The following is an 11,469-nucleotide window of genomic DNA, read 5'->3' on the forward strand; positions in this document are numbered from 1 at the left end:
CAAAAGGTGAGTCAGGAGCTGAGCGAAGAGCAGCCGCGACAGGTGAATCCGCCGGTCAGCGCCCGCGCGCTGCTGTCCCACCGCGCTTTCCTGTTCTTCCTGCTTTCGCGTAGCCTGTCGCGCTTCTCCAGCCAGATCGCGGCGGTCGCGATTGGCTGGCAGATCTACGATCTCACCGGCTCGGCCTTCGATCTCGGCATGGTCGGCCTCGTGCAATTCCTGCCCACGGCGCTGCTGGTGTTCGTCGCCGGCCACGCCGCCGACCGTTTTGAGCGCAAGCGTGTGGTCCAGCTCTGCCAGCTCGCGGAAGCGGCGACCGCGCTCTATCTCGGTGTCATCACCTATCTCGGCGCGGTCAGCGAGGTACAGATCTTCATCGCGACCTTCGTGCTCGGCATTGCCGGCGCGTTCGAAAGCCCGACCACCGCGGCGCTGTTGCCGCTGATCGCGCCGCAGGGATCGCTGCAGCGCGCGACGGCGGTCGCGAGCGGTGCGGGGCAGGTCGCGACCATCACGGGACCGGCGCTCGGCGGCTTCGCCTACGCGATCGCGCCGCATCTTGCCTATGCCGTGATGCTGCTGTTCTGGATTTTCGGGATGATCCTGACCGGCTTCATCCGGCCGCGCCCGCAGGCGGTGGCCAAGGAAGGGACGGACTCGGACAACATCTTTGCCGGCGTCCGCTTCATCCGCAGCAATCCGGCAATCCTCGGCACCATCTCGCTCGATTTGTTCGCGGTGCTGTTCGGCGGCGTCACCGCGCTGCTGCCGATCTATGCCCGCGACATTCTCCAGACCGGCCCGATGGGGCTTGGCGTGTTGCGCGCCGCGCCGGCGGTCGGTGCGCTGCTGATGACGATGGTGCTGGCGCGTCACGCCATCTCGCGTCACGTGGGCCTGCGCATGTTCCAGGCCGTGATCGTGTTCGGTCTCGCCACGATCGTGTTCGCGCTGTCGTCCTGGATGTGGCTGTCGGTGCTCTCGCTCGCGATTTTGGGAGCCGCCGACACGATCAGCGTCGTGATCCGTTTCTCGCTGGTGCAGCTCTCAACCCCCGACGAGATGCGCGGCCGGGTCGGCGCGGTGAACTTCCTCTTCATCAACGCTTCCAACCAGCTCGGTCAGTTCGAAAGCGGCGTAGCCGCCGCTCTGCTCGGCGCCATGCCTGCAGCCGTGCTCGGCGGCGTCGCGACCGTCGCGGTGGCGCTATTGTGGATGAAGCTGTTTCCCAGCCTGCGGCAGGTGCAGAGTTTGGAGTAGGGCTCCGCTCTCTCCCCGTCGTGCTCTCACGGAGAGACGAATTAGTCCCGTCATCGTGCGAGGCTTGTGATGCGAATGCATCGCAAGCGGAGCCTCGAAGGATGAACGGCTGAGATGCAGCCGGGCCGTCGCCCTTCGAGGCCTCCGCCCAGCGGCGCAATTGCGCCGCAAGGCTCCGGCACCTCAGGGTGACGGTGATGGAGTTGCGCTCGCAATGACGATTGTGGAGGCAGCGCGGGACCTTAGCCAACGTCACCCCGCTTGCCGGCAACCCCATGCCGCCTACTGTGCATGGGGTTGTTTTCGCGCTTTTCAGTTCAGCCCCGTCCGACGAACGGCATCTTGGTGGCCATGACCGTCATGGTCAGCACGTTGGCATCGAGCGGCAGGCCGGCCATGTAGGCGACGGCATCGCCGACCGCCTTCGCGTCCATGCGCGGCTCGTGCTTCATCGTGCCGTCGGGCTGCATTACGCCGGGGCCGGCGACCATGCGGTCGGTCATCGGCGTGGCGGCGTTGCCGATGTCGACCTGGCCGACCGCGATGTCGTACATGCGGCCGTCGAGGTTGGAGGCCTTGGTGAGGCCAGTGATGGCGTGCTTGGTCGAGGTGTAGGCCGCCGAGAACGGCCGCGGCGCATGCGCCGAGATCGAGCCGTTGTTGATGATGCGGCCACCGCGCGGGCTCTGGTCCTTCATGATGCGGAAGGCGTGCTGGGTGCACAGGAACGGGCCGGTGAGGTTGGTGTTCACCACCGCCTGCCACTGCTCGAGGCTGAGATCTTCGAAGTTCACCGGCGGCGCGCCCATGCCGGCATTGTTGAACAGCACGTCGAGCCGGCCGTAAGTTGCCTTCACCTTGTCGAACAGGGCGGCGATCGAGTCCGGCTTGGTCATGTCGGCGGTGACGCACAGGCTCTTGCCGGCGGGACCGAGCTTGGCGGTCTCCTCGAGCATGTCGAGCCGGCGCCCGACGAGCACCACGGTGAAGCCGGTGTTCATCAGCGCCAGCGACGCCGCGCGGCCGACACCGGTGCCTGCGCCCGTCACCACTGCGATCTTGTTTGCTTCACTCATCGTTTCCTGCCTTTATCTCTTAAGCTTTCAGGTTTTCGGTTCTTTTTCGTTCTTGTAGGGCGGCCGCGGGATGTTCTGATGCGCCGCGCGCAACGCCGCCGACCAGCGCGAGCGCAGATCGTGGAAATAGGGCTCGCCGGCCTCGATGCGATGGTTGAGATCGGCATCGCAGGCATCGGCCCGCACCACTAGCACGTCGATCGGCAGACCGACGCCGAGATTGGAGCGCATGGTGGAGTCCATCGAGATCAGGCCGGTCTTCAGCGCCTCGTAGAGTTCGACGTCGTAATGCATGGCGCGGTCGAGCACCGGCTTGCCGTATTTGTGCTCGCCGATCTGCAGGTAAGGCGTGTCGGTGGTGCACTCGATGAAATTGCCTGCCGTGTAGACCATGAACAGGCGCATCCGCGCGCCCTTGATCTGGCCGCCGAACAGGAAGGAGACGTCGAACGAGACGTCCTCGGACTTCAGCGCCGGCCCTTCAGTCGCATGCACGGCCCGGATCGCCCGGCCGATGCGCTGGGCGGCCTGGAACATGGTCGGCGCGTTCATCAGCGTCTCGATCTCGCCCGTGGTGGGGTCTTCCAGGCCCTCGGTGAGGGTGGAGAGCACCGACTGGCTGATGGCGAGGTTGCCGGCGCTGGCGATCGCCATGATGCGGTCGCCGGGCTTGGAGAAGATGTGCAGCTTGCGGAAGGTCGAGACGTTGTCGAGGCCGGCATTGGTGCGGGTGTCGGCGATCATCACCAGACCGTCCCGAACCAGGATTCCGCAACAATAGGTCATTTCCGATCCCCGAACGCGTTTGCGCGGAATTACTAACCAATTTCACGGAGGCATGTAACCCCCTGTTCCCCAGGGGGAGCCATGTATCGGCTGTAAGAGGCCCGCCTCAGTCTGCGGCATCGACGAGAAACGCCTCGTCGACCGGGACGCCCAGCGCCGTGACCAGCCGGTTCGTCTCCGCGGCCATGCCGATGATGGCAAGCATCTCGCCATATTCGGCCTCGGTCATGCCCTTCGCCCGTGCGCCCGCGGTGTGCGAGTGGATGCAGTAGCTGCAGCCATGCGCCACCGAGACCGCGACATAGATCATTTCCTTGATCTTGGGATCGAGCGCCCCCGGCGCCATCACCTGCTTGATGCTCTCCCAGGTCCGCCGCAGCGTCTTCGGATCGTGCGCCAGCGCGCGCCAGAAATTGTTGACGAAGTCCGACTGCCGCACCTTGCGGATGTCGTCGAAAACGGCGCGCGCCTCAGCGGAGAGCTCGTCGTCCGAAAGCAGCTTCACGGTCGCCATGGGATCCTCGCAGGGTCTGATCTGACCCTGCGATCATAGCGCGCCTGATCCGGTCAGCCGGCAAAGCTTCGTGACGCGATCCGGCCGCGCTTAAGTCTGCCGCTGTGATTGCGATTGCGACTGGCCGCCGCGGCCGGCCTGCTCAACCTTGACGGCGACCGTCAGCGTCTCCGCGCCGCCGCCATAGCGGGTGCCGCGCACGGGCGCGGCGCCGAGATAATCGAGCCCGATCGCGACGCGGACATGGGCGTCGGTGGTGCAGATGCTGTTGGCGGGATCGAAGCCGACCCAGCCGAGATCAGCCACGTAGGCTTCCGCCCAGGCATGTCCGGCGTCCTGATGTACCGTGCCGTCGGCGCGCAGGAAATGGCCGGAGACGAAGCGCGCCGGCACGCCGCCGCTGCGGGCGCAGGCGATGAAGATGTGCGCGTAGTCCTGGCAGACGCCGCGCTTGAGCGTGAACGCTTCGGCCGCCGAGGTGCCGCTGTTGGTCGGATCCTCATCGAAGGTCATGTGGTCGGCGATCTCCGTCATCAGCGTGTGCAGAAAGCCGAGCGTGTCGCTCTCGGCCTCGCTGCGCAACTGGCGCGCCACCGCGGCCATCGCCGGATTGACCTCGGTCAGTTCGGTCGTGCGCAGGAACATGCCGGCCGGAAAGCGTTCGTCGGCGCCGCGCAGCACGCCGCCGGTATCATGGGTCTCGATCAGGCCCTCGGCGATGATCTTGATGTCGCCGACGGGGCCGCACGACAGCACGTGGGTGACGTTGCCGAAGGCGTCCTCATGGGTGTCGAGCTTGGTATCGGTAGAGACGTCGATCTGCCACTCCGCGACGTATTGCCCGTCATGGCTGCACGGTGTCATGCGCAGGATCTGGATCACGCTGGTGGCCGGCGGCTCGTAGCGATAGGTCGTGGTGTGCTGGATTCGCAGGCGCATGGTGGACCGTGAAGTTAGTGGTTAGACCCGTCTGCCTACTGCGAAGAAGCCCGGCCAAGACGATATCCCGTTTTGTCAGTCGGGGGACATCAGATCAAATACTGCTTCGTGATGATTTCGCCCAGCCTGGAATTGTCCGCAATGAATTCCTGAATGAATTCATGCACGCCATGCTGGAAAATGTCGTTCATATTGCTGTGTTCGAGCCGGTTGCGGATGCCGCGGGCGTGGCGCTGGGCCGGGCCCTGGCGGCCGTAGGCGACGCCGATCTGGTCGAGATTGCGCACGAGGTTGCCGTAGCAGCTCGCCAGCGATCGCGGCAGCGTGTCGTTGAGGATGAGCAGGTCCGCGATCAGCCAGGGTTTCAGCGTCTCGCGATAGACCCAGTGATAGGCCGTCAGCGCCGACACCGAGCGCAGGATAGAGGTCCACTGGTAGAAGTCGAGCGGGCCGCCGACATGCTCTTCCTCGGGCAGCAGCACGTGGTACTTCACGTCGAGAATACGCGCGGTGTTGTCGGCGCGCTCCAGATGCACGCCCATCCGGGAGAACCAGTAGGCGTCGTTGCGCAGCATCGTGCGGTAGGCGGAGCCGTCGAAGCGCAGCGAGGTCTCCTGTACGAAGCGCAGGAACTTGGCGAGTTCCTCGCGCGTCGAAGTGCCCTTGCTCCAGACTTCCTGCAGCTCGATCCAGGACGAGTTGATGGTGTCCCACATCTCGCTGGTGAGGGCGGTGCGCACCGAGCGCGAGTTCAGCCGCGCCGCCTCGATGCAGTTTCGGATCGAGGACGGATTGTTCGGCGAGAACGAGAGGTATTCGACGACGTTGTGCTCGTTGGCTTCCTCATATTGCTGATAGAAGCTCGCGGCGACGCCGGCGGTCAGCAGCGCCGAGTCCCATTCATTGGTCTTGCCGATATAGGCGGCGGGCAGCGCGGTGACGCGCAAGGTCGCATCGATGGTGCGCGCGAGATATTCGGCCCGTTCGACGTAGCGGGCGAGCCAGTAGAGGTTTTCGGCGGTACGCGACAGCATCTGACTACTCGTCCAGGATCCAGGTGTCTTTGGTGCCGCCGCCCTGGCTGGAATTCACCACCAGGGAGCCTTCCTTCAGCGCCACACGGGTCAGCCCGCCGGGCACGATCGTCGTGGTCTTGCTGCCCGTGAGCACGAAGGGTCGCAAATCGACGTGGCGCGGCGCGAGGCCGGACGCGGTGCAGGTCGGGCAGGTCGAGAGCGCCAGCGTGGGCTGCGCGATGAAGCCTTCCGGCTCGCGCTTGAGCTTTTCCCGGAACGCCTCGATGGTCGCTTTCGTCGCGGCGGGTCCGATCAGCATGCCGTAGCCGCCGGATCCGTGCACTTCCTTGACGACGAGCTCGTTCAGATTGTCCAGCACGTAGGCGAGATCCTTCGGCTCGCGGCAGCGCCAGGTCGGCACGTTCTTCAGGATCGGCTCCTCGCCGAGATAGAATTTCACGATGTCGGGCATGTAGGAGTAGATCGCCTTGTCGTCGGCGATGCCGGTGCCGACGGCGTTGGCGAGCGTGATGTTGCCGGCTGCATAGGCCGACATCAGCCCGGGCACACCGAGCACGGAGTCGGGGCGGAAGGTGAGGGGATCGATGAAATCGTCGTCGACGCGGCGGTAGATCACGTCGACCCGTTTCAGCCCCTCGGTCGTCCGCATGAACACTTCGTTGTTCTTGATGATGAGGTCGCGCCCCTCGACCAGCTCGATGCCGAGCTTGTCGGCGAGGAAGGAGTGCTCGTAATAGGCCGAGTTGTAGACGCCCGGCGTGAGCAGCGCGACCGTCGGCTCGCCGGAGGCGCCCTGCGGGGCGACCGAGCGAAGCGCGGAGAGCAGCTCGTCCGGATAACGCTCGACCGGCGCCACCCGGTGGCGGGCGAACAGATCCGGAAACAGCCGCATCATGATCTCGCGGTTTTCCAGCATGTAGGACACGCCGGACGGCGTGCGCGCGTTGTCCTCCAGCACGATGAAGTCCTCGGCGTCGACCCGGACGATGTCGATGCCGGCGATGTGCACGTAGACGTCGTGCGGCACCTGCTGGCCGTTCATCTCGGGGCGGAAGACCGGGTTCTGGAAGATCAAATCGTCGGGCACGATCCCGGCGCGCAGGATGTCGCGGCCATGATAGATGTCGCGCAGGAACATGTTGAGCGCGCGCACGCGCTGCTTCAGGCCCTTCTCCAGCAGCGCCCATTCCTTGCCGGACATGATCCGCGGGATCACGTCGAAGGGGATCAGGCGCTCGGTGGATTCGGAATCGCCATAGACGGCAAAGGTGATGCCGATTCGGCGGAACAGGAGCTCGGCTTCCTGGCGGCGATATTCGAGCGCCTCGGGAGGCGTCTCCTTGAGCCAGCGCGCTAGCTCTTGATAGGCGGGGCGAAGGTCCCCGCCGGGAATGTTCATTTCGTCAAACGCGACTGCCATAGATCCCGACTGTCTCCCTGGCCATGCCTGACAGTGCATGACTTACCCGGGTGGTAGCAAGGGCCGGGCCAGCGCGATAAGCATGGACTGGCAACATTTAGCGGGGATGGCCGGCGGCTTGCCTGAAAAAATGGCTGAGGACTGCTTATTTCGGCAGCAAAACCGCGTGACTTCAACGCGTTACCTCGGCAAAGTCGGGCCGATAGGTGAGGGACTTAAGGCATGAGCGACATCGTCACGGCAGGCATTCTGGTGATCGGGGATGAAATCCTGTCCGGTCGGACCAAGGACAAGAATATTGGCTTCATCGCCGAATACCTGACCAATATCGGCATCGACCTCAAGGAAGTCCGGGTCGTTTCCGACGACGAGGCCGACATCATTGCCGCGTTGGACGCTCTGCGGCATCGCTACACCTATGTCTTTACCACCGGCGGTATCGGGCCGACCCACGACGATATCACCGCGGACAGCGTCGCCAAGGCCTTCGGCGTCGGCATCGACCACCATCCGGAGGTGGTCGCCCGCTTCCGCGAGCGCTGGAGCGAGCAGGACCTCAACGAGGCCCGGCTGCGCATGGCCCGCATCCCCGACGGCGCCGAGCTGATCCAGAGCGCCACCATCCTCGCCCCCGGCTTCAAGATCGGCAATGTCATCGTCATGGCCGGCGTACCCTCGATCATGCAGGCGATGATGGACATCGTCTCGCCCAAGCTGAAATCCGGCGTACGCATGCTGTCCGAATCGGTTCGCGCCAACGCGCGGGAGGGCGACATCGGCAGCCCGCTGCGGGAAATCGCCGCCGCCCATCCGGACACCATCATCGGCAGCTATCCCTTCATGGACGAGGAGCAGAAGCCCAACACCAACCTGGTGGTGCGCTCGCGCGATGCCGACAAGCTTGCGGCGGCAATGGCCGCGGTGAAGGACATGCTGGCCGGATTGAACATCACCCGGTAGCTGCCGGCAGACGAAGCAGGAGACGACGATGGCTGGTGAAGCACCGGAACTGAGTGCGCAGGAGCGGGCAGGCAGGGCCTTCCCGGTCTCGTGGGACCAGTTCCACAGGGACTGCCGGGCGCTGACCTGGCGCCTCAACGAGGTCGGCCCGTTCCACGCGGTGATCGCCATCACCCGCGGCGGCCTGGTGCCGGCCGCGATCGTGGCGCGTGAGCTGGGCGTGCGTGTGATCGATACGGTCTGCATCGCCAGCTATGACCACGACAAGCAGGGTGAGCTTCAGGTCCTCAAGGGCATTTCCGAATCGGCGATGAAGCTCGGCGGCGGCACCGGCAAGGGGCTTTTGATCGTCGACGACCTCGTCGACACCGGCAAGACCGGCAGGCTGGTGCGCCAGATGCTGCCCGATGCGCATTTTGCCACCGTCTACGCCAAGCCGAAGGGACGCCCGCTGGTGGATACCTTCATCACGGAAGTGTCGCAGGACACCTGGATCTTCTTCCCCTGGGACACCGCACTGTCCTACCACCCGCCGCTCCGCGACGGGGCGGCGTGATCTTTCTTCACCTCGCCCCGCTTGCGGGGAGAGGTCGCGCCGCAGGCGCGGGTGAGGGGGACTTTCCGCGAGTCCAATTCTCACCGACCTAGCGGAGGCTCCCCCTCATCCCGACCTTCTCCCCGCAAGCGGGGAGAAGGAGAAGAGAGCAGCCATGCCCCTGCAAAACCGCGTCACGCCGACCGGCGAGATCATCGCCACGCCGCATCGCGGCCTGTTCACCGGCAATCGCGGCATCATCCATGATCCCGCGACGAAGACGCTGCTGAAGAAGCGCTGGTCGTCGCAGGCCTGGATCACCTGCCTGTGCGAATTCCGCGGTTGGCGGCGGCCGGTGATGGCGCGGCGAAGCTGGACCGAGCTGTTCTTCCTCGACGAAGCCACGGCCTTTGCGGCGGGTCATCGGCCCTGCTTCTTCTGCCGCCGCGACGATGCCAAGCGGTTTCGCGCGGCGTGGGAAGCGGGCAATGGTGTGCGCAACGTGACTGCGAAGGCGATGGATGCCCAACTGCATCTGGAGCGGCTCGATCATGGCAGCAAGCGCTTGCATGCGCTGCCGATGCCGCTCGCGGAATTGCCCGATGGCACGATGGTGCAGCAGGAGGACGGCTGCTTTCTGGTCACACAAGGCAAGGCTTTGCTGTGGTCACCCCAGGGCTACGTGCCGCATGCACGCGCCCTCGATCGCCTGATGTTGCTGACGCCGCCATCCACGCTGCGCGCAATTATCGCCGGCTATCAGCCGGTGCTGCATCCCACCGCGCGCTTCTAGCGCAGCGGCTTGCCCTCTTCATCCACGGTCGTCCGCGCATCGCGCAGTGCCCATTCGCGGATCACCTGCCGGCAACGGGTCAGCTCGGCTTCGCTGGCGGCACTCGCGTCCTTCGACGCCCGCTCGACCATCGCCTTGCAGTTCAAGAGCACGGAGCGATCCTCCGCGCGCACGGGCAGCGCGATCGCCGCGAGAGCCGCGACGACGAGGACCAGGCGGACCACCACCATCATCCAAGCTTCTCGCGTGCCAGCGCGGCGCCGGCACCGAGCGCCATCAGCTTGGCTTCGGCGATGTCGCGCCGCATCGGCGCCATGCCGCAATTGGTAGTGGCAATGATGTTGCTCTTCGGGACGAATTTCGACACCGCGTCGATCACCTTGACAACATCTTCCGCGGTCTCGACCTCGTCGCTGGCAACGTCGATCACGCCGGCCTGCACGATCTTGGTCTTGAGCAGCGCGAGCAGGTCGAGCGGGACCTTCGAGTTTCGGCACTCGATCGCGACCTGCTGGATCGGGCTGGCATCGATCGCCGGGAAGATCTGCTCGTACTGGCGCCATTGTGCGCCGAGCGTCTCCTTCCAGTCGGTATTGGCCTTGATGCCATAGCCGTAGCAGATGTGCACGGCCGTGGCGCAGGTGAGACCTTCCGCGGCGCGCTCGAGCGCCTTGATGCCCCAGTCGTTGACCTCGTCCATGTAGACGTTGAAGGCGGGCTCGTCGAACTGCACGAGATCGACGCCGTCGGCCTGCAACGCCTTGGCCTCCTCGTTCAGCAACTCGGCGAAGGCAAAAGCCATCTTGACGCGGTCGCCGTAGTAGCGATCGGCAATGGTGTCGATGATGGTCATCGGGCCGGGCAGGGTGAATTTCAGCTTCTTCTTCGTATGTGTGCGGGCGACGCGGGCCTCGTCGGCATGGACGCGGCCCTTGAGCCGGAGCGGCGCGACCACCTGCGGCACCATCGCCTTGTAGCGGTCCTTGCGGATGCCCATCTCGACCTTGTGAGCGAAGTCGATGCCCTCGATCTTCTCCAGGAACCCGTGCACGAAATGCTGGCGGGCCTGTTCGCCCTCGGTGACGATGTCGATGCCGGCATCCTCCTGGACCTTGATCGCGAGCATGGTCGCATCGCGCTTGGCGCGCGCGAGCTCATCGCCTTGCGATTTCCAGGGCGCCCAGAGCATGTTGGGCTCGGCGAGCCATTCCGGCTTCGGCAAGGAGCCGGCGATCGTGGTTGGAAACAGCATGGCGGCCCTCCCGGCAGGTTGTGTTGCGCCCCTTCCTGCCATGTCTTAACGTCGAGGTACAGAACAACAAAAGTCGCTCGCTATTCCGGTGAAGCAAGCAGGGAAGGCCAAGGAAAAGGTCATGATCGACCTCTATTATGCGCCGACGCCGAACGGCTGGAAAATCTCGATCATGCTGGAGGAACTCGCGCTCCCCTACAGCGTGAAGCCCGTCAATATCCGTGCCGGTGAGCAGTTCAGCCCGGAGTTTCTGGCGATCTCCCCCAACAATCGTATTCCCGCGATCGTCGATCACGCGCCCGCCGATGGCGGCGGACCGTTCTCGGCGTTCGAGACCGGCGCAATCCTGATCTATCTGGCAGAGAAAACCGGCCGCTTGCTGCCCAATGATTTGCGCGGACGATCCACCACCATCCAGTGGGTGATGTGGCAGATGGCCGGTCTCGGGCCGATGCTCGGCCAGCACGGGCATTTCGCGCTTTATGCGGCGGAGAAGATCCCCTACGCGATCGAGCGCTATCGCGACGAAGCCGCGCGGCTCTATGGCGTGCTCGACCGTCAATTGGCCAAGACCGGCGCCTATGTCGCCGGCGACTATTCCATCGCCGATATCGCCTGCTTCCCCTGGACCATGACCCACAAGGCGCAGGGCTTCACGCTCGACGACTATCCGAACGTCAAGCGCTGGTACGCCGAGGTGCGTGCCAGGCCTCAGGTGCAGGCAGGACTTGCGATCGGGAAATTCGTGAAAGAGCCGTTCGACGAGGAATCACGCAAGATCATGTTTGGGCAGAGGGCTAAGGAAGTATTGGGAAAGCAGTAGCCCCCCGCTGTCTCCTCGTCATTGCGAGCGAAGCGAAGCAATCCAGACTGGTTCAGCGGAAAGATTCTGGATTG

13 protein-coding genes are annotated in these 11,469 nt (G+C 64.5%); 5 read left to right on the plus strand and 8 right to left on the minus strand.

The features are described 5' to 3' along the window. The first annotated feature begins 6 nt into the window (after positions 1–6). Entirely contained in the window at positions 7–1,260 is a 1,254-nt protein-coding gene (locus FNV92_RS13245) for an MFS transporter (protein WP_143840633.1), read from the plus strand. Between the two features lie 317 nt (positions 1,261–1,577). Here FNV92_RS13245 and FNV92_RS13250 read toward each other — a convergent pair whose 3' ends face one another. The 6 genes from FNV92_RS13250 to FNV92_RS13275 all read right to left on the minus strand — a co-directional run bounded on the left by FNV92_RS13250 (position 1,578) and on the right by FNV92_RS13275 (position 7,032). After that, positions 1,578–2,336, minus strand: a complete 759-nt coding sequence (locus tag FNV92_RS13250; protein ID WP_143840632.1) for an SDR family oxidoreductase — start codon at positions 2,334–2,336, stop codon at positions 1,578–1,580. 27 nt (positions 2,337–2,363) lie between these two features. Then, a complete protein-coding gene (locus tag FNV92_RS13255; protein WP_015685167.1) occupies positions 2,364–3,122 on the minus strand; it encodes a proteasome-type protease in 759 nt (252 codons plus the stop codon). Positions 3,123–3,228: 106 nt separating this feature from the next. Then, entirely contained in the window at positions 3,229–3,636 is a 408-nt protein-coding gene (locus FNV92_RS13260; RefSeq protein WP_015685168.1) for a carboxymuconolactone decarboxylase family protein, read from the minus strand. 90 nt (positions 3,637–3,726) lie between these two features. Further along, positions 3,727–4,575, minus strand: coding sequence for a transglutaminase family protein (locus tag FNV92_RS13265; RefSeq protein WP_143840631.1), 849 nt, complete (start codon positions 4,573–4,575; stop codon positions 3,727–3,729). 89 nt (positions 4,576–4,664) lie between these two features. Then, positions 4,665–5,609, minus strand: a complete 945-nt coding sequence (locus FNV92_RS13270; protein WP_015685170.1) for an alpha-E domain-containing protein — start codon at positions 5,607–5,609, stop codon at positions 4,665–4,667. 4 nt (positions 5,610–5,613) lie between these two features. Continuing rightward, positions 5,614–7,032, minus strand: coding sequence for a circularly permuted type 2 ATP-grasp protein (locus FNV92_RS13275; RefSeq protein WP_015685171.1), 1,419 nt, complete (start codon positions 7,030–7,032; stop codon positions 5,614–5,616). 222 nt (positions 7,033–7,254) lie between these two features. Here FNV92_RS13275 and FNV92_RS13280 point away from each other — a divergent pair, with 222 nt between their 5' ends. The 3 genes from FNV92_RS13280 to FNV92_RS13290 all read left to right on the plus strand — a co-directional run bounded on the left by FNV92_RS13280 (position 7,255) and on the right by FNV92_RS13290 (position 9,320). Continuing rightward, positions 7,255–7,992, plus strand: a complete 738-nt coding sequence (locus FNV92_RS13280) for a competence/damage-inducible protein A (RefSeq protein ID WP_143840630.1) — start codon at positions 7,255–7,257, stop codon at positions 7,990–7,992. A 28-nt stretch (positions 7,993–8,020) separates the two neighbouring features. Then, entirely contained in the window at positions 8,021–8,548 is a 528-nt protein-coding gene (gpt, locus tag FNV92_RS13285) for a xanthine phosphoribosyltransferase (protein WP_015685173.1), read from the plus strand. Between the two features lie 154 nt (positions 8,549–8,702). Then, positions 8,703–9,320 carry a hypothetical protein gene (locus FNV92_RS13290; protein ID WP_143840629.1) on the plus strand — a complete coding sequence of 206 codons (618 nt, stop codon included), beginning with the start codon at positions 8,703–8,705 and terminating at the stop codon, positions 9,318–9,320. Here the strand turns inward: FNV92_RS13290 and FNV92_RS13295 are convergent. Both FNV92_RS13295 and FNV92_RS13300 read right to left on the minus strand, forming a co-directional pair. Beyond that, positions 9,317–9,553: a hypothetical protein gene (locus FNV92_RS13295; protein ID WP_143840628.1), complete on the minus strand. Its 237-nt coding sequence runs from the start codon at positions 9,551–9,553 to the stop codon at positions 9,317–9,319. The genes FNV92_RS13290 and FNV92_RS13295 overlap by 4 nt on opposite strands. After that, on the minus strand, positions 9,550–10,572 hold the full coding sequence (locus tag FNV92_RS13300) for a methionine synthase (RefSeq protein ID WP_143840627.1): 1,023 nt from the start codon (positions 10,570–10,572) through the stop codon (positions 9,550–9,552). Before FNV92_RS13300 ends, FNV92_RS13295 begins: the two co-directional genes overlap by 4 nt. 121 nt (positions 10,573–10,693) lie before the next feature. Here FNV92_RS13300 and FNV92_RS13305 point away from each other — a divergent pair, with 121 nt between their 5' ends. Next, positions 10,694–11,395 (plus strand): glutathione binding-like protein, encoded by a 702-nt coding sequence (locus tag FNV92_RS13305; protein WP_143840626.1) that lies wholly within the window; start codon positions 10,694–10,696, stop codon positions 11,393–11,395. The last annotated feature ends 74 nt before the right edge of the window (positions 11,396–11,469 follow it).

It is taken from the genome of Bradyrhizobium cosmicum, from assembly GCF_007290395.2.
Lineage (GTDB): Bacteria > Pseudomonadota > Alphaproteobacteria > Rhizobiales > Xanthobacteraceae > Bradyrhizobium > Bradyrhizobium cosmicum.

Coding starts and splice junctions, on each gene's coding strand:
- FNV92_RS13250 (WP_143840632.1), bottom strand. CDS start 2,336: ATGAGTGAAGCAAACAAGATCGCAGTGGTGACGGGCGCAGGCACCGGT.
- FNV92_RS13255 (WP_015685167.1), bottom strand. CDS start 3,122: ATGACCTATTGTTGCGGAATCCTGGTTCGGGACGGTCTGGTGATGATC.
- FNV92_RS13260 (WP_015685168.1), bottom strand. CDS start 3,636: ATGGCGACCGTGAAGCTGCTTTCGGACGACGAGCTCTCCGCTGAGGCG.
- FNV92_RS13265 (WP_143840631.1), bottom strand. CDS start 4,575: ATGCGCCTGCGAATCCAGCACACCACGACCTATCGCTACGAGCCGCCG.
- FNV92_RS13270 (WP_015685170.1), bottom strand. CDS start 5,609: ATGCTGTCGCGTACCGCCGAAAACCTCTACTGGCTCGCCCGCTACGTC.
- FNV92_RS13275 (WP_015685171.1), bottom strand. CDS start 7,032: ATGGCAGTCGCGTTTGACGAAATGAACATTCCCGGCGGGGACCTTCGC.
- FNV92_RS13280 (WP_143840630.1), top strand. CDS start 7,255: ATGAGCGACATCGTCACGGCAGGCATTCTGGTGATCGGGGATGAAATC.
- gpt (WP_015685173.1), top strand. CDS start 8,021: ATGGCTGGTGAAGCACCGGAACTGAGTGCGCAGGAGCGGGCAGGCAGG.
- FNV92_RS13290 (WP_143840629.1), top strand. CDS start 8,703: ATGCCCCTGCAAAACCGCGTCACGCCGACCGGCGAGATCATCGCCACG.
- FNV92_RS13295 (WP_143840628.1), bottom strand. CDS start 9,553: ATGATGGTGGTGGTCCGCCTGGTCCTCGTCGTCGCGGCTCTCGCGGCG.
- FNV92_RS13300 (WP_143840627.1), bottom strand. CDS start 10,572: ATGCTGTTTCCAACCACGATCGCCGGCTCCTTGCCGAAGCCGGAATGG.
- FNV92_RS13305 (WP_143840626.1), top strand. CDS start 10,694: ATGATCGACCTCTATTATGCGCCGACGCCGAACGGCTGGAAAATCTCG.